Consider the following 19,334-nt stretch of genomic DNA (forward strand, 5'->3'; position numbering starts at 1 on the left):
CGTCGCGGGTGCCGGACCTGCCCGTCGCTGTGTTGGCACTCACCAGGGGCGAGTGCCAGGCCCGAGACTATTCCGGCGATTAGCACTCGGTCAAGCGGAGTGCCAAACGGCTCCGGTCGTTTCCCAGTCGGCGTCAGGCGGGCGGGGGGTTTTGCGCACGCGCGTTCGATTGTGGGGGCGGCGGTGGGTGTGGCGCCTGAACCTGAGTACGCGTACTCAGGCGGCCGGAGCGGACGGCCCCGACACTGCCCGCATGACCACACCTGCAGCACGGACGACACGGGCGACATCGGCGACACCGGCGACACCGGCGACAAGCAAGGGCCTGCACTGGGCCGTCGACCTCCTGCTGGGCGTCCTGCTGGTCGCCGCGGAGGGGGCGGTGGTCCTGATCTTCCTGGCCGCCACGGCGCTGTCCGCGCGCGGCCTCGACGGCAGCAGAGGCGGCAACGGCGGCAACGGCGGCAGCAGCAACGAGCCCGCCGAGGGCCGACTGATCATCGGCCTGCTGGTGGCGGCCGCGTTCACCGCACTCCTGACGTGGCTCTTCTTCCGGAGCCAGGCACCCTTCCTCGGCGCCTCGCAGGTCCTGGCCTGCCTGGTACTGCTGGTGGCCGCGCTCGTCGGCGCGGCCGACGAGCACCAGCGCGACAACCCGGACCCGAAGCCGACGTCGACGTACCGGGGGACGTACGGGCAGTGCTTCAGCGGCGGCGACAACCACGAGTGCCGGGGCGGGTGAGGCGGGCGGGTGAGGCGGGCGGGTGAGGCAGGGCGGCCCGCCGTATCGGTCCCGAAGGAACCACGAAGCAGGCAACTCCGTCATAGACGACATGAAGATAAAGCGCCCAAAGCCCCTAAAGCGCCTCATTGCCGACCAGATCGGGCGGATATCCGCCCCGGCCCCCACCGCACGAGGCGGCGGCAGCGGCATCCCGTGCGTGGGCTGAGGCCCCTGACGGCCGCGGGCGCGCGGCGCCGTACCGAGGCGCTGCTGCTGCTCCTCGTCCTCTGCATCACCGTGTTCGGGCACGCGAGCGCCGGTCTCGCCATGAACGGCACGCTGCCCGCCGACCTCACCGGTTTCGTCATCAGCATGACGCTGCTGTCGCTGGTGGCCCACCTCGGCGTACGGCGCTTCGCCGCGTACGCCGACCCCCTGATCCTGCCCCTGGCGATGCTGCTGACCGGGCTCGGGCTGGTGCTGCTGCACCGGCTCGACCAGGGGTACATCGAGCGCTACGGGTCGGAGGCGAACGCGCCGGGGCAGCTGATGTGGACGGTGATCGGGGTCGGCGCGTGCCTCGCGGTGATCGCGGTCGTACGCGACCACCGGTACCTCCAGCGATACATCTACCTGACGATGGCGGTCGCGCTGGTGCTGCTGATCGCGCCCGCGTTCTTCGGGGCGGACCAGTACGGGGCCAAGCGCTGGATCATCATCTTCGGACAGTCGCTCCAGCCCGGCGAGTTCGTGAAGATCATGATCGCGGTGTTCTTCGCCGGCTACCTGGTCGTCCACCGGGACACGCTCGCGCTGGCCGGCCGCAGGTTCCTGGGCGTGCGGCTGCCGCCGATGCGCCAGCTGGGCCCGATCATCACCGTGTGGATCGTCTCGCTGCTGGTGCTGGTCTTCGAGCGCGACCTCGGCACCTCGCTGATCTTCTTCGGGGTCTTCGTGGTGATGCTCTACGTCGCCACCGAGCGGACGAGCTGGATCGCGTGCGGTGTGCTGATGGCGGCCGCGGGCGCCTTCGTCGTGGGCTCGACGGAGCCGCACGTGAAGAACCGCGTCCAGGCCTGGCTGAACCCCCTGGCCATCTACTGGCCCGAGGAGGTCCGCCCCAAGGGCCTGAGCTCCGAGCAGTCGGCGCAGGCCCTGTTCAGCTTCGGCACGGGCGGCGTGTCCGGAACGGGGCTGGGGCTGGGGCACCCGGAGCTGATCAAGTTCGCGGGGCGCTCCGACTTCATCCTGACCACGGTCGGCGAGGAACTCGGCCTGGCCGGGGTCATGGCGGTCCTCCTCGTCTACGCCCTCCTGGTCCAGCGCGGCCTGCGCATGGCCCTGGGCGCCCGCGACCCCTTCGGCAAACTCCTCGCCGTCGGCCTCTCGGCGGCCCTGGCCCTCCAGGTCTTCGTCGTCGCGGGCGGCGTGACGGGCCTGATCCCCCTGACGGGCAAGGCCCTGCCCTTCCTGGCCAAGGGAGGCTCGTCCCTCCTGGCCAACTGGATCATGATCGCCCTCCTCCTCCGCATGAGCGACAGCGCAGAACGCCAACGCGAGGCGGACGCGGCACAGCGATTCGAAGCGGGGGCGGGGGGCTCGGCTTCGGAGGGTGGGGGGTGACGCGGGGGGTTTGTCCGCTGGGGCGGGGTGGATTCCCTGGGCTGGTCCGAGGGGGCATGTCCGCTGAGCGCGGGGCTTCGGGGGTGGAGGCCGACCCGAGGGGGTGTGTTTCCTGTCGGGCCTGGTCGGAGGGGTGTCGGTGTCTGCCCGCCAGTCCATCGTCCGTGCGGGTCGGCGGCCGGCGTCAAGAGCGCCCTTCGGGCGTCGCTTGCGCGATGTCGCTGCGCTCCACCCTTGACACCGACCACCGCCCCACCCAGACACAGACTGACGAGCAGGCACCGAGGAAGGGATGGCAGGGGGGAAGCCACAGCCATCCGAGCCTCGACATGACGCCCGGACCGAAGCCCTGCTGCGCGGAAACGCGCCCTTCGGGCGGGGAGCCCCGTTTCCTCCGGGCCCCGAGCGGCAGGCTGAGGCGCGGGTTGGGCGCGTGAGATCGCTACACGCTCCGGCCGTCTCAGCGTCCCCCACCCGCCCGTGGCCGAACATAGGCCGCCATCGATCGCTACGCGCTTCCGCGAGTGCGCGACCGCAGGCCCGGTGTGGCCTGCGGACCTTCGCTTAGCGAAGGTGTTGGGTGTTGGCTAACGTGGTGCCACCCTAGGGAGAAACGGAGGTCGATCATGCCCCAGACGGCGCGACAGATCGCCGACGACTTGCGGGCGCGGATCGACTCCGGTGAATTCGGGCCCGGCGCTCGGCTCCCCGGAGAGCCCGCTCTGGTCAAGCAGTACGGCGTGGCCAAGATGACCGCAGCGAGTGCGTTGAAGCTCCTGGTGACCGAAGGGGTGGCCTACTCGCGGCCCGGTTCCGGCACCTACGTCCGCGATTTCAAGCCGATTCGTCGTGTGGCGACGCAGCGGCTGTCCCGGGCGCAGTGGTCCTCCGGCCGCTCCGTCTGGTCTGCTGATGTGAGCGACCGCCCGATGGAGGTCACCGCCATCGAGGTGCATGAGATGGCAGCGCCCCGGTGGGTGGCGCGGGCGCTCGACCTCGAAGACGGACAAGCGACCCTGGTCCGCAGCCGTCGGTACGTGGTCGACGGCTCGCCCGTACAGCAGGCGACTTCGTACTTCGCCGCCGACCTCGTCCGTGGCACCCCCATCGCGCAGCCGGACCCAGGTCCGGGCGGCGTGTACGCGCGGCTCGCAGATCTGGGCGCGCCCCCCGTCGCGTTCACGGAGGAACTGCGGGCCCGAATGCCCAGCCCGGAAGAGGCAGAAGCACTCGCCCTGCTGCCGGCCACGCCGGTCATCGAGATCTACCGGACCGCGATGACCGCAGAGGGCCGGCCTGTCGAGATCAACCACATGCTGATGGATGCCGGTTCGTACGTGATGCAGTACGACTTCAAAAGCTGACTGACCCTCCCAGAACAGCCAGAACAGAGGGCCCCCTTCGGTGGGCCCTCTGTTCTGCATTCACCCCTGCCGTGAACGACACCGGAGCGCCAGCAGCACCACCAACCCTTGACCTCCCTAGGGAGATTCTGCTGTCATCTCCCTAGGGAAGCTCCACCCCCTGGCACGCGGAGCGATCTGGATGATCGCTGCTCGATTCCGGACGGACGTTCAACAAAGGGGCACCGATGGCCGAGTTGGGTCGGATGTGGGAGCAGGCCTTCGATCTCGCACAGCTCTCGATGGACGTCGTACGCAGTGCCGCCCATCCGGACAGGAAGTGCGCCACCGCCGCCGTACTGTGCGCAGCCTGCCGCCAGGCGGCACCGCTGGGCCCCGGCTACTGCGGCAGCACGATGGCCCGCTGCCACCCTTGCGGCTACGCCTGGGTGGTAACCCACAGCCCCGACCGCTGCTGGCAGCGCACGGACTTCCCGACTCCGGCCTGAACAGCACGACTACCCCCAGCAGGCCGCAGTCGCCGGACCGCCGGGCGGCCGACGGCGAACGAAGGGTGGCACGCAAGGCGCCGAGGAGGCGGACAGCGTCCGGATGGAGTCCGGAGGCAGTCCTGTCCCCAGAGGACCGACCGTCCGGCACTCTATTGCCGACAGGCCCCCACTCACCCCTCCACCCGCCTTCCAAACTGGGGTAATTGGGGCATCTTGCGGCCTCTTTGCCTGCACAGGAGGGGATGACTGCAATCCAGGACGCAGATCCCGCACCCCACACCCCCACTCCCCTCCCCCACACCCCTGATCGGCGAGAAGGCCCCCCGACGGGGGAGAAAGACCCCCGGCGGGGGGAGAAGGGTCCCCGAAGGAGCCATCGGACGGACAGAGGAAGGCTCGACGGGAGGGGGAGGGAAGGAGTCGATGTCCCCGCCCAGGGGCAGTTCGCACCGAACTGCCCGCAGTCGCCCGCCCCGTCCACAGTCGCCCGCTCCGTCCACAGTCGCCCGCTCCGCCCGCAGTCGCCCGCCCGCCGCAGCGCGTAGCGATCGATGGCGGCCTATGTACGGCCACAGGCGGGGTGGGGACGCCGAGACGGCCGGAGCGCGTAGCGATCGGATGCGCCCAGACCGCCCTTGGGCTGCCGGTCGGGGCCCGTGCGCAACGGAGGCGTCCCGCCCGAAGGGCGCGTTTCCGCACAGCGGGGCTTCGGTCCGGGCGTCATCGCAGGGGCTCGGATGGCTGTGGCTCCCCCCTGCCATCCCTCCCCGGTGCCTGCTCGCCGGTCTGTTGGCTGGGTGGGGCGGTGGTCGGTGTCAAGGGTGGAGCGCAGCGACATCGCGCAAGCGACGCCCGAAGGGCGCTCTTGACGCCGGCCGCCGACCCGCACGGACAATGGACAGGCGGGCAGACACCACGCACCCACCGACCAGGTCCCACAGGAAACGAACCCCCTCGGGTCAGCCCCTACGGTCGAAGCCCCACCCCCAGCGGACACACCCCCTCAGGTCAGCCCCCACCCCCCGAAGCCAAGCCCCGAAGCCCCCTACAAGTAGTCCTCCAGCCGCCCGATCTTGAAGCCCTGCTCCTGGATCCGCTGGAGCATGCGCGTCGTCATCTGGGTTTCCGTCGTGCCCTTGAGTTCCGACGGGCCGCGGAAGTGGGCCAGGACGATGTCGCCCGGCTTGAGGGTGTCGCCCTCGGCGTACTGGAAATTGTTGATCTGCATCGAGGCCCGCCACAGGACCACCGACGAGATGCCGCACTCCGCGGCCGCGCGGAGGGTGTCGTCGTTGTAGTTGCCGTACGGCGGGCGGAAGAGGCGGGGGCGTTCGCCGAAGTTCTGCTGGAGGCGGTCCTGCTGGCCGCATATCTCCTTCTTCTGCGACGCGTACGGAAGCGTCCGCAGATTCGGGTGCGTCAGCGTGTGGTTCTGTATGGCGCTGCCCGCTCCCGTATCGCGCAGCTTCCTGAAGTGCTCGTAGTCCGTCGAGGCGGAGCTGTCCGTCAGGAACATGCTGATCGGCAGCTTCAGATCGGCCGCCATCTTCAGGAACTCGGGGTCCTTCTCGGCGCCGTCGTCGAACGTCAGGAAGACGACCTTCTCGCCCGCCGGCACGGGTATTCGGTCCACCACCGGAGCCTTGCCCTGCACGGCCTGCGGAAGCTGCGGCTTGGCGGCCGGCTTCTGGGCGAACTCCAGGGGGCGGGTCAGGCCCCACTTCCTGTACGCCGTGTCCGACGGGGAGGAAGGGGAATTGGAAGAGGAAGAAGTCGGGGACGGGGAGGTGTCGCCGTTGACCTCCTGGGTGGTCTTGCGGCCCAGGCGTTCGATCGGGTCCACGCTCTCCCCGCACCCCGTCAGGCTGAGCGCCAGCGCGCCGGCCGCCAGCGTTCCGGCCACCAACCGGCGCGCGTTCCTCACAGGTAGTCCTCCAAGCGGGCCACGGCGTATCCCTTGTCCGTGACGGTCTTCATCACCTGACGGATCATGTCAGGCATGGTGCCCTTCCAGTCCTCCCGCCCCCGGAAGTGCGTGAGGATGATGTCACCGGGGTGCAGATCGCGGTCCCACTCCCGGTATTCCATTCTGTCCGGGTAGGCCTCCGCGTTCCAGATCGGTACGTGCTTGATCCCGCAGGACTTCGCGGCCTTCAGCGTGTCCTCGTTGTAGTTGCCGTACGGCGGCCGGAAGAGCGTGGGCCGTTTGCCGAACTGCCGCTGGATGGTGTCCTGCTGGCCGCAGATCTCCTGGCGCTGCTTCTCGTACGACAGGCCGGGCATGTACCGGTGGTTGAGGGTGTGATTGTTGATCCGGACACCGGTGGCCTGCATGTCCTTGAAGTACTTGTAGTTGTCGCGCACGAGGTAGTCGCTGAGGAAGGCCGTGTACGGGATCTTCAGCTCCTGCATCATCCGCACGAACTGCGGGTCCTTCTCCGCCCCGTCGTCGATCGTGAGGAAGACGACCTTGTCCTCGGTCGGGACGGTGGTGAAGACGGGCGGCAGGCCTTCGTGGTCCTCGACCTCGAAGCCGTCGCGTGTGGTGATCTCCTCCTTCTCCTTGGGGGCGGGCGGTGCGGCGAGCGGCACCTTGGCCAGGCCCCACTTCTTCGTGGCGGCGACGAGCGCCTGCTGGGCCGCCTTGCGCTGGGCGGCGGGGTTGACGACGGCGGCGCCCGCGGCGCCGCCCGCCTTGGCCGGCTTCTGGGGCTTGGCGGCCTCCTCGGAGGAGCAGGCGGTGCCGAGGCCGGCGACCAGGAGCGCGGCCAGGGCTGCCAGCCCGAGCCGGCGCCCCCTTCGCGCGTTATGTTCCGCTTTTCCTACTAGCTGCATAGTTGCGCATCGTGGCACCCGGCCCGGCCGCTCCCGGGCCGACACCGCGACCGGAGCCGAACGTTCCATCGACTGGCCCACACCCCAGGCCCACACCCCAGACCCACACCCCAGCCCGCCATCACGCCCGAGCCCGACCACCGCGGCTCCCGCCCACCCCCAAGGCCCGACAATGAAGCCGTGAACCACCACGACTTCGCCGCCCTGCTCACCCCCGAGGGCCGCGCCCTCCTCGACTCCCTGCGCGACTACGACCCCGCCCAGGAGCTGGCCGTGGCCACCCGGCTGCGCCGCGAGCACCCCGCCGAGCTGGTCTCCGCCGCGCTCGGCCAGGCCCGGTTGCGCCAGCGGGCGGTGGCGAAGTTCGGCGCGGAGGACGCGTACCGGATGTACTTCACGCCCGGCGGCGCCGAGATGGCCACCCGGGCGAGCGTGGCGGAGTACCGCGCCGGGCGGCTGGTCGCACTCGGCGTACGCAGCCTGGCCGACCTGTGCTGCGGCATCGGCGGTGACGCGATCGCGCTCGCCCGTGCCGGCATCCGCGTCCTCGCCGTCGACCGCGATCCGCTGACCGCGGCCGTGGCCCGGGCGAACGCCGAGGCGCTGGGGCTCGCCGACCTGATCGAGGTCCGTGAGGCCGATGTGACGGAGGTGGACACGAGCGGGTACGACGCGGTGTTCCTGGACCCGGCGCGCCGCGGCGGGCGCGGCCGCGTCTTCGACCCCGAGGCCTACTCGCCCCCGCTGTCCTGGGCGGTCCGCACCGCCCGTACGGCCCGCTACGCGGCCATCAAGATCGCCCCGGGCATCCCGCACGAGGCGGTCCCGGACGAGGCCGAGGCCGAGTGGATCTCGGACGGCGGGGACGTGAAGGAGGCGGTGCTCTGGTTCGGCACCGCGCCCGGCACCGTCCGCGCGACCCTGCTGCCTGGCCCGCGCAGCCTGGCGACGGCCGACCCGCTGCCCGACCCCGAGGCCGGGCCGGTGGGCCGCTACCTCTACGAGCCCGACGGCGCGGTCATCCGCGCGCACCTGGTCGCCGAGGTGGCGGCGGAGCTCGGCGGCCGGCTGATCGACCCGACCATCGCCTACGTGACCGCCGACGAGCTGCGGGCCACGCCGTACGCGACGGCGTACGAGATCACGGACGTGCTGCCCTTCAGCCTCAAGAAGCTCAAGGCCCTGCTGCGGGAGCGCGAGGTCGGCGTGCTGACCGTCAAGAAGCGGGGCTCGGCGATCGAACCGGAGGAGCTGCGCAAGAAGGTCAAGCCGCAGGGGCGCAGCGCCGCGACGGTGTTCCTGACCCGGGTGGCGGGCGCCCCGACGATGCTGATCGGGGCCCCGGCCACGGCCGGGACGCCCGCCGCCGCCGGCTAGCGCGGCTCCGAGACCTCGGCCTCCACCGACTCGAAGCGCCAGCGGTGGACCGGGCGGGTGATCAGGTCGGCGGCCGGTTCGGGGAGTTCCGGCAGCTCGGCGGCCAGGTCGGCGGCCTCCCACCAGGTCAGTACGAGGACCCGGTCCTGCGGGGCCCGGAAGGTCTCGCGGCGCACCGGCTCGCGGGCGAGGACCTGCGCGCGGGCCCACTCCAGCAGCTCGTTGCCCCGGCCGGCGACCGCCCGGGCCTCCCACATCAGCGTGACGGTGGCCGTCATGAGTACAGGTTGTCCTTGCTGAGCTCGTGCACGTGATCGTGGTCGTGGCCGTGACCGTGACCGTGGGAGTGCGCCCCGCGGCCGTCACCGTGGCCGTCACCGTGGTCGTGGCCGTGCCCCTCGCCGCCGTCACCGTGCTCGTGCCCGTGGTCCCCGTGCTCATCCACCACGCCCGGCACGTGCGGGTCCGTCACCGGGAGCGAGGAGTCCGCCGACAGATCCCAGGCCGAGGCCGGCCGGTTGCGCTTGACCATCTCGGCGCCCAGCGCCGCGACCATCGCGCCGTTGTCGGTGCACAGCTTGGGCCGCGGCACGCGCAGCACGATCCCGGCGTCGTCGCACCGCTCCTGCGCGAGCGCCCGCAGCCGGGAGTTGGCGGCGACGCCGCCGCCGATCATCAGGTGGCCGACGCCCTCGTCCTTGCACGCGCGGATCGCCTTGCGGGTCAGCACGTCCACCACGGCCTCCTGGAAGGACGCCGCCACGTCGCGCACGGGCACGTCCTCGCCCGCGTTCCGCTTCGCCTCGATCCAGCGCGCCACGGCCGTCTTGAGCCCGGAGAAGGAGAAGTCGTACGCGGGGTCGCGCGGCCCGGTCAGGCCGCGCGGGAAGGCGATCGCCGACGGGTCGCCCTCCTTGGCGAGCCGGTCGATGACCGGTCCGCCCGGGAAGCCGAGGTTCAGCACCCGCGCGATCTTGTCGAAGGCCTCGCCCGCCGCGTCGTCGATGGTCGCGCCCAGCGGCCGTACGTCGGAGGTGATGTCGGGGGCCAGCAGCAGCGAGGAGTGCCCGCCGGACACCAGCAGCGCCATCGTCGGCTCGGGCAGCGGCCCGTGCTCCAGCTGGTCCACGCAGATGTGCGAGGCGAGGTGGTTGACCCCGTACAGCGGCTTGCCCAGCGCGTACGCGTACGCCTTGGCCGCCGACACCCCGACCAGCAGCGCGCCCGCCAGTCCGGGGCCGGCGGTGACGGCGATGCCGTCGAGGTCCTTGGCGCTGACCCCGGCCTCCTTCAGGGCGCGCTCGATGGTGGGGACCATCGCCTCCAGGTGGGCCCGGGAGGCGACCTCGGGCACGACGCCGCCGAAGCGGGCGTGCTCGTCGACGCTCGACGCGACCGCGTCCGCGAGCAGCGTGGTGCCGCGGACGATGCCGACGCCGGTCTCGTCGCAGGAGGTCTCGATGCCGAGGACGAGGGGTTCGTCAGCCATGGTTCTCACTTCGCACGGGAGCAGAGATCGGAGCAGAGCTTGGAGCAGAGCTTGCGGGGCCGCCGGAGGGCCCTGCGGGGTCGGAGAGGCGCATCACGAGCGCGTCGACGTTGCCGGGCTGGTAGTAGCCGCGCCGGAAGCCGATCGGCTCGAAGCCGAAGCGCTCGTAGAGCCGCTGGGCGCGGGTGTTGTCCACGCGTACCTCCAGCAGTACCTCGGCGCATTCGAAGGCGGTCGCCGCGGAGAGCAGGTCGGTGAGCAGCCGGGCGCCGAGCCCGGTCCCCCACTGGTCGCGGGCGGCCGCGATGGTCTGTACGTCGGCCAGGTCGCCGGCGGCGGCCAGCCCCGCGTAGCCGACGATGCGGGGGGCGGCGCCGGTGCCGGCGCGGTCCACGTCAACGGTGCCCGTGCCGGTGTCGGTGCCAGCGTCGGTGCCGGTGCCCGTGCCGGTTTCGGCGGGCAGCTCGGCCACGACGTAGTGCCGGGTCGCGTGCGGGCCGCGGGCGTGGGCCAGCTCGGACCAGAACATCCCGGCCGACCAGGCGTCCTCGGGGAACAGCTCGTGCTCCAGTTCCAGCACGGGCTCGATGTCCCACCAGCGCATCGGCCGCAGGACCGCGCCGGCAGGAGCGGGAGCGGGGGCCGCGGAGGCGGCGGGACCGGTCACTTCGGGGTGACCACCTTGTAGTTCTTCGGCACCTGCGCGTCGGGGCGGCGCAGGTACAGCGGGGTGGGCGGCAGGAACGGCGCGCCCGCCGCGAGGCGTTCGGCCGCCAGGGAGGCCAGCGCCGCCGCCGACTGGTGCTCGGGGCCGCGGGCGTCGGGGAAGACCTCCGGGTACAGCAGCGCGCCGGCGCCCACCGCCGGCAGCCCGGCGACCTGCTCGGCGATGTCGGCCGGGCGGTCCACGGCGGGCTCGCCCACGCGCGTGCGCGGGTCCTCGTAGCGGGCCCAGTAGACCTCCTTGCGGCGCGCGTCGGTGGCGACCACGAAGGGGCCCTCGATCCCGCTCTCCCCGGCGGCGTACGCGAGGCCGTCGAGGGTGCACAGGCCGTACACCGGGACGCCGAGCGCGGCGCCGAAGGTCGAGGCGGTGACCAGGCCGACGCGCAGGCCCGTGTAGGGGCCGGGGCCGACGCCCACGACGATGCCGGTCAGGTCGCCGAGCGTGCGACCCGCCTCGGCGAGCACCTTGTCCACGGAGGGCAGCAGCAGCTCCCCGTGGCGGCGGGCGTCGACCTGGTGGGTCCGGGCGACGACGGACTCGCCGTCGTGCAGGGCGGCGGTGACGGCGGGCGTGGCGGTATCTACGGCGAGCAAGAGCACGCGAACAGCCTACGACTCCCGGGGCCGGGCCCGGTGCGGACGGTGGGGCGGCGGACCGGCTGCTACCTTCGATCACGTATCGACGGGACGACCCAGTGGCAGCCCCAGGGGCAGACCGGGGAAGGTGGAGCAAGGTGGGACGCAGCAGCTCGGGAATCGTGGCCGGGCTCACCGCCGCGGCACTCGCCGCGGTCGGCTTCCTCGCGTACCAGGCGTCCGCGACGGCACCCGCCAAGCCCGCCGCCGGGACGCAGGCGCAGCAGCCGGCGGCGCCCGCCGCGGGGCCCCAGCAGCCCGCCGCCCCGCAGGACCCGGCCAAGGCCGGTGCGCTGCCGGAGAACTCGGGCACCGGGACGCGGGTGGTCTACTCGGTGAGCCAGAAGCGGGTGTGGCTGGTGGGCGAGGAAGGGCGCCAGCCGCGCTCGTTCACGGTGATGCCGAGCACCGTGCACCCGAAGCCGGGCACGTACGCGGTCAGTACGCGGTCGGGCGCGGTCACCGGCTCGGACGGAGTGCCGATCGAGCACGTGGTGCGGTTCGCCCTCGCCGACAACGTGGTGATCGGGTTCAGCGCCCGGCTCGACGGAGCGGTGCCGGCGCCGGACGCGACCAAGAAGACGGGCGGCATCCGTATGACGCGTGCCGACGGCGACGCGATGTGGAACTTCGCGACGATCGGCACGAAGGTCGTCGTCGTCCCCTGACGGGACGGACAACGGGACCCGCGGGACGGACGACGGGACCTGTGGAGCCCGGCGGGACGGACAACGGGGCACGCGGGACCCGGCGGGGCCTGCCGGCGTCCGCATTCATCCGTACGGGTGCACGACTCAGGCCGCCTCGGGCTTCGGGGCGGCCTCGTCCGCTTCCGGCGGCGGCACGGCCGCCGGGCGCAGCCGCGGCGGGGTGGAGACGGCGTTCGCGGCCGCGCACGAGGCGAGCAGCGCCTGCATGGACAGGGCGGCCGGGACGGGCGCGGCGGCGGGAGCGGGGTCAGGGGCGGCAGGGCCGGGTTCGTCGTGGCGTTCTGCTGCCGACATGGCTGCCTCCTGGGCCCGGGACGGCGTACTTAGGTAGACCTAACCAGCTCTCGGTACCATGTCATCACGCATCCCACCGCGTACGCAATATCTTCCCGACACCTTGTCGGTACGCATCGGCCGGCACGCACGGCCCGTCCGCATGGCCGTACGCCGCCACGCCCCGGCGCCGGGCCCCCTACGCCCCCGCCACCGCCAGCTTCGCCAGCTCGGCCGCCGCCCAGCGCGCGCCGACGCCGCGTACCGACACCTCACGTACGTCGTCGAGGACCTCCTCGTGGCCCACGGCCCGCGAGATCACCACGTGGAGCCGGTCCTCGGACAGGTCCTCCACCTTGCCGTCGCCCCACTCCACCACGACCACCGACTCCGGCAGCGAGACGTCGAGGTCCAGGTCCTCCATCTCGTCGAGGCCGCCGCCCAGCCGGTACGCGTCCACGTGCACCAGCGGCGGGCCGGCCACCAGCGACGGGTGCACCCGGGCGATGACGAAGGTCGGCGAGGTCACGGCCCCGCGCACGCCCAGGCCCTCACCCAGGCCCCGGGTCAGGGTGGTCTTGCCCGCGCCGAGCTCGCCGGTGAGCAGGACGAGGTCTCCGGGGCGCAGCAGGGCGGCGATCCGGCGGCCGAGGTCCTGCATCCGCTCCGGGGAGTCGACGGTGACGAGGACGGTGGCGGCGGTGGCGGCGGTGTCAGCCGTCGGAGAGTTCCGGGAGCTCGGGGAGTGCGGTGCGTGGGGCGCCTCCGGTGCGTGGGGCGCCTGCGGTGCGTGCGGTGCTTCCATACGGGCCAACGTTAGTCGCTGCGGGCACCACGCCGGTGCGGGCCAGCAGGTCGACCAGCAGCCCGGTGACGGTGTCCGGGTGCTCCAGCGTCATCAGGTGGCCGGTCCGCTCCAGGACCACCAGCTCGGCCGACGGCAGCGCGGCCTTGATCGCCTCGCTGTGCTCGGGCGGGGTGATCATGTCGCGGTCGGCGCCGATCACGGTGACCGGGATGTCCGCGAAGTGCCGGAGCGCCGCGGTCTTGTCGAGGGCCAGGAGGGCCGGATAGAACTCCGCGACCACGTCGATCGGGGTCGCCTCGATCAGCCGCTCCGCGAACCGGGCCACGCCCGGGTCCACGTCCGACGAGCCGAACGAGTACCGCTTGATCATGCCCGCGAACAGGTCCGCGGTGGCCCGCCGGCCCCGCTCCACCAGCTCCGCCTGCGAACCCAGCGCCTTCAGCACGCCCGGCAGCACCCGCCGTACGGCGCTCATCCCGGCGGCCGGCAGCCCGAAGGTCACCTCGTCCAGCCGCCCGCTGGAGGTGCCGATGAAGGCCACGCCGGCGACGCGGTCGCGGACCAGCTCGGGGAACTGCTCGGCCAGCGCCATGATCGTCATACCGCCCATGGAGTGCCCGACCAGGACGAGCGGCCCCTCGGGGGCGGTGGCGTCGATGACGGCCTTGAGGTCGCGGCCCAGCTGGTCGATGGTGATCGGCACGCCGTCGGCCTGCGCGAGGCCGCGGGCCGAGCAGCCGTGGCTGCGCTGGTCCCAGTAGACGGCGCGGACCAGCCCGCGCAGGGCGGCCCGCTGGAAGTGCCAGGCGTCCTGGCTCAGGCAGTAGCCGTGGCACATGACCACGGTGGCGGCCGGTGCGGGCCGGCGGCGCAGCCGGCGCCGTTTGCCCGGCTCCTCGGGCAGTTCGTCGACCTCGTAGTACAGCTCGGTGCCGTCCTCGGCGCGGGTGCGGCCCTCGGTGCCGCGCAGCGAGCCGTAGGGGCCCGCCGCGTCCAGTGCCAGGCGGGCCTTCCTGCGCATGCCGCGGCCCACGGTCAGCCGCTCCACCGCGACGCCGGCCGCGGCGCCGGCGGCGAGCACGCCGATCGCGGCGCCGGCCCAGCCGGCCCGGCGCCAGTTCTCGGCCGCGGAGTTCTCAGCCATGGCCGATCCGACCGCCCGGGCCGTCGCCGGGGCGGGCCGACTCGGACTCGTGCAGGTAGACCCGCGGCACCCGGGCGCCGATGCGGGTGACGATCTCGTACGCGATGGTGTCCGAGGCCTGCGCCCAGTCCTCGGCGGTGGGCTCGCCCCGCTCGCCCGGCCCGAAGAGCACGGCCTCGTCGCCGGCGCGCACCCCGGTGTCGCCGCTGCCCAGGTCGACGACGAACTGGTCCATCGCGACCCGGCCGGCGACCGTCCGTACCGCGCCGCCGACCAGGACCGGGCCGCGGCCCGAGGCGTGCCGCGGAATGCCGTCCGCGTAGCCGGCGGGGACGAGGGCGAGGGTGGTGGCGGCGGAGGTGACGTGGTGGTGGCCGTAGCTGACGCCGTGCCCGGCCGGGGCTTCCTTGACCAGGGCGACGGAGGCCTTGAGCGTCATCGCGGGCCGCAGCCCGAGCTGTTGTGCGGTGCCCAGCTCGGGGGCGGGCGAGACGCCGTAGATCGCCAGTCCGGTGCGGACGAGGTCGAAGTGGCTCTCGGGGAGGGTGAGGGTGGCGGGCGAGTTCGCGATGTGCCGGACCTCGGGCTCCACGCCCTCCTTCTCGGCGTAGGCGAGCATGTCGCGGAAGACGGCGAGCTGGAGCTGGATGGAGGGGTGGCCGGGCTCGTCGGCGCAGGCGAAGTGCGACCAGATGCCGGTGACCTTGACGGTGCCCTCGGCCTCGGCGGCGATGGCCGCGCCCACGAGGTCGGCCCAGTCGGCGGGCTGGCAGCCGTTGCGGCCGAGGCCGGTGTCGGCCTTCAGCTGGATCCTGGCGGTGCGGCCCGCCGCACGGGCGGCGGCCCGTACCTCGTCCAGCGCCCACATGCCGCTCACGGCGACGTCCACGTCGGCCTCGACGGCCTCCCGCCAGGGCCCGCCCGGGGTCCACAGCCAGCACAGGACCGGCGTACGCAGGCCGGCCGCGCGCAGCGCGAGCGCCTCCTGCGGGGTGGCCGTGCCCAGCCAGGCGGCGCCGGCCTCCACGGCCGCGCGGGCGCAGGCCACCGCGCCGTGCCCGTAGCCGTCCGCCTTGACGACGGCCATCAGCTCGGACCGGGGGGCGCGGGCGCGCAGGGCGCGCACGTTCTCCCGGACGGCGTCAAGATCGATCTCGGCGTGTACGCGCGGCGGTGTCTCGTTCATCGCCGCCCAGTCTCTCAGAACCCACCGCCTCCCCCACGGCCACGCCCACCGCGCGGCGCACCTTTCGCATGTCGTACGTCACGCGGCGAGGTGCTACGGCGGGGCGGGGCGCCGCTGTGCGCGGCGGTTACGAGCGGCCAGGCGGGGGCCGGCACGAGCAGCCAGGCGGCCCGGGCACGGGCCGTCAGGCAGCCCCGGGTACGAGCGGGTGCGAGGGGCGCCCCAGGCCCGAAGCGCCGTCACGCAGGCCCAGTGCGAGCCGTCACGTGCCCGGTCTGGGCCTGTCATGCAGGCCCACGTACGAGCGGTGCGCCAGGCCGACGGGAGCCGTCAGGCGGAGCCCGGTAGACCCCGTCACGCGGGCCCGGTACAAGCGGCCACGCACGTCCGGCAGGAGCCGTCAGGCAGGGCCGGTACGAGTCGTCGCACGCACCTGGTAAGAGCCATCTGGCAGCCCCGGAACGGACGCGCGCCAGGCCCGGTACGAGCCGTCAGGCGGGGCCCGGTGGACCCGTCACGCGGGCCCGGTACCAGCCCGCCACGCCAACCCGGTATGAGCCGTCAGGCGGAGCCGGTACGAGCCGTCGCACGCACCCGGTACGAGCCATCCGGCAGCCCCGATACGGACGCGCGCCAGGCCCGCTACGAGCCGTCAGGCGAGCCCCGGTGGACCCGTCACGCCGACCCGGCACCCGCCGCCACGCCAGCCCGGCACGGACGGCGCGCCAGGCCGTTACAAGCCGTCAGGCGAGGCTCGGCACGAACCACCACACAGGCCCGGTACGGGACAAGTGCACCAGGCCCGGTACGAGCCGCCAGGCGGGGCCCGGTAGACCCGTCACGCGGGCCCGGCACCAGCCGGCCACGCCAGCCCGGTAGGGACAGTGCACCAGGCCCGGTCCAAGCCGTCACGCGCGCCCGGCACGAGCGGCCACGCACGTCCGGCACGAGCCGTCAGGCAGGTGTTGGGGCTCTCTGAAAATCACCAAACCCGCTCGCCTCATTCCTCAGACCTGCTCACCTCGGTCCCACCCATGTACGCATGGAGCGCCGATGGAAGATGCTCTGCGACACCGCTAGGCAGTCCCGAGAGTGCCTGCCGAGACGGCTGTGGCTCGCTCGGATGGCTGCTTCAGGACGCCGAGGGCGGGAGAGCGTGTTCGGCTGGTGTGCGGCACCCTCCACATCGACGGCCCGCGCCAGGTGAGCTGCGCTGCGAACGCAGTGTGTCGGCAAGGGTGCTGCCTGGCGCTGAAGGAGGTGCCTTGATGTTCTGGCAGAGTGCCCGAGTCGTTCGCCTCAGGCTGCCGTATCTGCGGCGAATCCCGGCCCTGGCCGGCCTGGCAGCCGGTGCGGCGATGGCCCTCCCGGCGCCCCTCGCTCACGCGGACACGGTCTCCGTACCGTGCTCCGTGTCGGCCCTCAGGGCGGCGATCATCACGGCCAACAGCCAACCGGACCCCGACACCCTCCGCCTGGACCCGGCCTGCACCTACCGCCTGGCCATGCCCGATACCAACAGCCCTGCTCACGGGCTGCCGGCCATCACCAGCAACATCACCATCGACGGCCGCGGCGCCACGATCACGCGCGACTCCTCCGCCCCTGCCTTCCGCATCCTCTTCGTGGACACGACAGGCACCCTGACTCTCAACCACACCACCATCAGCGGCGGCAGGGCAACGACACTGGACTGTCCCCTCTTTCCCGGGGAAGGGACCTGCGGTGGAGGCATCGTCAACGCCGGCACGATGACGGTGAACCACAGCCGCGTGATCAACAACACCGCCACATCTGATGTCTTCGCCCAGGGCGGCGGCATCGACAACGAGGGCACGGGCACCGTGAACGACACCGAAGTCAGCGGCAATACCGCCGAGTACACGGGAACCGGCACACCATTCGCCGCCGCAGGCGGCGGCATCGTCAACGACGGCCCGCTGACGGTCGACCGCAGCCGAGTGCACCACAACGCCGTCCGCGCCACCGCGGACACCGGCAGCCAGGTGGAGGCCGCAGGTCTGGCCGCTTTCGCCAGCACCTCGATCAAGCACACGGTCATCAGTGACAACCACGCCAGCTCCCCGGGCGGCCTCACGCGCGGCGCCCTGGTGAACAACGCCCGGCCGCCGGCCATCATGACCGTGACCGACACCGTCATCCGCGACAACACCAACAGCTCTCCGCACGGCCTCGCGACCGCTGGCGGAGCCACGACGAACCGCACGATGATCCTGACCCGCACCCGCATCATCGGCAACCACGCCACCGCTCCGGATGGCGGCACGGCCCGGGGCGGCGGGCTCAGCCTCGGCCCCACCGGCCGCGTCACGCTGAACAGCAGCACAGTGCAAGGCAACAGGGCCAGCGCCCCCGGGGGAGGCATCGCCCGGGGCGGCGGAGTCTCCAATCCGCTGGGCGGCACGCTGACGATCGAGCAGTCGCACATCAGCCAGAACACGGTCACCGCTCCGGAAGGCGGTACCGCACAGGGCGGCGGGCTCTTCAACGACGTGGGCTCGACGACCCTGACACGGAGCACCGTCATCAGAAACAGCGCCGGAGACGGGGGCGGCATCTTCGAGGCGTCCGGCACGGTCACACTGAACGGCACAGAGGTCAGGGCCAACCGCCCGAACAACTGCGCCCCACCCGGCAGCGTCCCCGGCTGCACCGGCTGAGCCACCGTCAGCGCGGGCCTGCACCCCGTACCACGGTGTCGTGCGTGTCCACATCATGGCGTAGCTGCTCATGCCCACAAAGACCCCTCGTCGGGCATGCAACCAAGTGGGGCGAAGAGCGGAGGTGGTGATTTTCAAGGAGCCCCATCACAGGGCCGGTACGAGCCGTCGCATGGACCTGGAACAGCCGTCCGGCAGCCCCGGTACGGACATGCGCCAGGCCCGACAGGAGCCGCCAGACGGGCCCCGGTAGACCCCTCACACCGACCCGGCACCCGCCGCCACACAGGCCCGGTACGGACAGTGCATCGGCCCAGTACAAGCCGCCAGGCGGGCCCCGGTAGACCCCTCACGCCGACCCGGCACCAGCCGCCACACAGGCCCGGTACGGACGGCACGCCAAGCCGGTACAAGCCGTCAGGCGAGGCTCGGCACGAGCCGCCGCCCAGGCCGATACGGACGCTGCGCCGACCTCGGTACGAACCGTCACGCGAGCCCGGTGCGGACGGTGCGCCAAGCCGCCGGAAGGGCCTCGGCTACCTGTTGGGCGACCACGGGCGCGCCCGCAGCGGCGTGGCGGGCGGCGAGGCCGTGGAGGTAGGCGGCGGCCGAACCGGCGTCGCGCGCGCCGAGGCCGGCGGCCAGCAGGGAGCCGGCCAGTCCGGCGAGGACGTCGCCGGAGCCGGCGGTGGCCAGCCAGGCGGTGCCGGTCGGGTTGACCCGGACGGGGACGGCCGGGTCGGGGTCGCACACCAGCGTGGTCGAGCCCTTGAGCAGGACGGTCGCCCCGTAACGGGCCGCCAGTTCGCGGGCCGAGCCCAGGCGTTCGGCCTCGACGGCCGCCCGGTCCACGCCCAGCAGGGCCGCGGCCTCCCCCGCGTGCGGGGTCAGAAGCGTGGGTGCGCTCCGGCGGCGCAGGGCCTCCGGGGACAGGCCGCGCAGCCCGTCCGCGTCCACCAGCAGGGGCACGTCCTGCGCCAGCAGCCGCTCGACCTCACCGGGCCGCCGCTCGCCCAGGCCGGGTCCCGCCACCCACGCCTGGACCCGGCCGGACCCGATGAGCGTCTCCGGGTACCGGGCGAGGACCTCGCCCGCGGCGGGGCCGACGTACCGTACGGCGCCCGCGCCGCCGCGCAGCGCGCCCGCCACGGCCAGCAGCCGTTTCTTATAACCAACTCCGAGCCCACGCAACCGTGGCTGAGCTTGTATGTCGCATTATTGTTTGAACAAGTATAATATACACATCTCCTATAACACGAGACCAGAG

The 19,334-nt window shown here is 72.5% G+C and carries 17 protein-coding genes and 1 pseudogene; 7 read left to right on the plus strand and 11 right to left on the minus strand.

The genetic code is table 11. The features are described from left to right. Positions 1-253: 253 nt before the first annotated feature. From GPJ59_RS05965 to GPJ59_RS05980, 4 genes are all read left to right on the plus strand, one after another. The gene (locus GPJ59_RS05965; protein WP_219665329.1) at positions 254-742 is read left to right on the plus strand and encodes a DUF6234 family protein; all 489 of its coding nucleotides are present in this window, start codon (positions 254-256) and stop codon (positions 740-742) included. Positions 743-937: 195 nt separating this feature from the next. Then, positions 938-2,347 (plus strand): FtsW/RodA/SpoVE family cell cycle protein, encoded by a 1,410-nt coding sequence (locus tag GPJ59_RS05970; RefSeq protein WP_219665330.1) that lies wholly within the window; start codon positions 938-940, stop codon positions 2,345-2,347. A 626-nt stretch (positions 2,348-2,973) separates the two neighbouring features. Next, entirely contained in the window at positions 2,974-3,711 is a 738-nt protein-coding gene (locus GPJ59_RS05975; protein ID WP_219665331.1) for a GntR family transcriptional regulator, read from the plus strand. A gap of 227 nt (positions 3,712-3,938) precedes the next feature. Beyond that, entirely contained in the window at positions 3,939-4,199 is a 261-nt protein-coding gene (locus tag GPJ59_RS05980) for a hypothetical protein (protein ID WP_219665332.1), read from the plus strand. A 1,048-nt stretch (positions 4,200-5,247) separates the two neighbouring features. On the opposite strand, the gene GPJ59_RS05985 is transcribed toward GPJ59_RS05980, so the two are convergent. Further along, a complete protein-coding gene (locus GPJ59_RS05985) occupies positions 5,248-6,108 on the minus strand; it encodes a polysaccharide deacetylase family protein (RefSeq protein WP_219665348.1) in 861 nt (286 codons plus the stop codon). A 14-nt stretch (positions 6,109-6,122) separates the two neighbouring features. Continuing rightward, complete coding sequence (locus GPJ59_RS05990; RefSeq protein WP_219665334.1) at positions 6,123-7,037, minus strand: polysaccharide deacetylase family protein; 915 nt, start codon at positions 7,035-7,037, stop codon at positions 6,123-6,125. A gap of 180 nt (positions 7,038-7,217) precedes the next feature. Between GPJ59_RS05990 and GPJ59_RS05995 the strand changes: the two genes are divergently transcribed. Further along, positions 7,218-8,414, plus strand: coding sequence for a class I SAM-dependent methyltransferase (locus tag GPJ59_RS05995; protein ID WP_219665336.1), 1,197 nt, complete (start codon positions 7,218-7,220; stop codon positions 8,412-8,414). Here GPJ59_RS05995 and GPJ59_RS06000 read toward each other — a convergent pair. The 4 genes from GPJ59_RS06000 to tsaB are packed head-to-tail and all read right to left on the minus strand — an operon-like array spanning position 8,411 to position 11,229. Next, positions 8,411-8,692, minus strand: coding sequence for a hypothetical protein (locus GPJ59_RS06000; protein WP_219665337.1), 282 nt, complete (start codon positions 8,690-8,692; stop codon positions 8,411-8,413). The two genes, GPJ59_RS05995 and GPJ59_RS06000, sit on opposite strands and share 4 nt — an antisense overlap. After that, positions 8,689-9,903 carry a tRNA (adenosine(37)-N6)-threonylcarbamoyltransferase complex transferase subunit TsaD gene (gene tsaD, locus GPJ59_RS06005; RefSeq protein ID WP_219665338.1) on the minus strand — a complete coding sequence of 405 codons (1,215 nt, stop codon included), beginning with the start codon at positions 9,901-9,903 and terminating at the stop codon, positions 8,689-8,691. Before tsaD ends, GPJ59_RS06000 begins: the two co-directional genes overlap by 4 nt. Next, entirely contained in the window at positions 9,896-10,507 is a 612-nt protein-coding gene (locus tag GPJ59_RS06010) for a GNAT family N-acetyltransferase (protein WP_219665349.1), read from the minus strand. Before GPJ59_RS06010 ends, tsaD begins: the two co-directional genes overlap by 8 nt. A 59-nt stretch (positions 10,508-10,566) precedes the next feature. Then, positions 10,567-11,229 carry a tRNA (adenosine(37)-N6)-threonylcarbamoyltransferase complex dimerization subunit type 1 TsaB gene (tsaB, locus tag GPJ59_RS06015; RefSeq protein WP_219665339.1) on the minus strand — a complete coding sequence of 221 codons (663 nt, stop codon included), beginning with the start codon at positions 11,227-11,229 and terminating at the stop codon, positions 10,567-10,569. A 134-nt stretch (positions 11,230-11,363) separates the two neighbouring features. Here tsaB and GPJ59_RS06020 point away from each other — a divergent pair, with 134 nt between their 5' ends. Continuing rightward, positions 11,364-11,933, plus strand: a complete 570-nt coding sequence (locus GPJ59_RS06020; protein WP_219665340.1) for a hypothetical protein — start codon at positions 11,364-11,366, stop codon at positions 11,931-11,933. A 126-nt stretch (positions 11,934-12,059) separates the two neighbouring features. Here GPJ59_RS06020 and GPJ59_RS06025 read toward each other — a convergent pair whose 3' ends face one another. The 4 genes from GPJ59_RS06025 to alr form a co-directional block, all read right to left on the minus strand. Beyond that, on the minus strand, positions 12,060-12,269 hold the full coding sequence (locus GPJ59_RS06025; RefSeq protein ID WP_219665341.1) for a hypothetical protein: 210 nt from the start codon (positions 12,267-12,269) through the stop codon (positions 12,060-12,062). Between the two features lie 178 nt (positions 12,270-12,447). Beyond that, positions 12,448-13,053 (minus strand): tRNA (adenosine(37)-N6)-threonylcarbamoyltransferase complex ATPase subunit type 1 TsaE, encoded by a 606-nt coding sequence (tsaE, locus tag GPJ59_RS06030; protein WP_308120163.1) that lies wholly within the window; start codon positions 13,051-13,053, stop codon positions 12,448-12,450. Next, positions 12,962-14,200 (minus strand): alpha/beta fold hydrolase, encoded by a 1,239-nt coding sequence (locus tag GPJ59_RS06035; RefSeq protein ID WP_219665342.1) that lies wholly within the window; start codon positions 14,198-14,200, stop codon positions 12,962-12,964. Before GPJ59_RS06035 ends, tsaE begins: the two co-directional genes overlap by 92 nt. Continuing rightward, a complete protein-coding gene (gene alr / locus GPJ59_RS06040; RefSeq protein ID WP_219665343.1) occupies positions 14,193-15,386 on the minus strand; it encodes an alanine racemase in 1,194 nt (397 codons plus the stop codon). The genes GPJ59_RS06035 and alr overlap by 8 nt, the downstream gene beginning before the upstream one ends. A 1,268-nt stretch (positions 15,387-16,654) precedes the next feature. Between alr and GPJ59_RS06045 the strand changes: the two genes are divergently transcribed. Next, on the plus strand, positions 16,655-18,067 hold the full coding sequence (locus GPJ59_RS06045) for a hypothetical protein (RefSeq protein WP_219665344.1): 1,413 nt from the start codon (positions 16,655-16,657) through the stop codon (positions 18,065-18,067). 486 nt (positions 18,068-18,553) lie between these two features. Here the strand turns inward: GPJ59_RS06045 and GPJ59_RS06050 are convergent. After that, positions 18,554-19,225, minus strand: a pseudogene (locus tag GPJ59_RS06050) (ADP-dependent NAD(P)H-hydrate dehydratase); the annotation flags it as partial. Positions 19,226-19,334: the final 109 nt, after the last annotated feature.

This window comes from Streptomyces bambusae, assembly GCF_019400985.1.
Classification (GTDB): Bacteria; Actinomycetota; Actinomycetes; order Streptomycetales; family Streptomycetaceae; genus Streptomyces; species Streptomyces bambusae_A.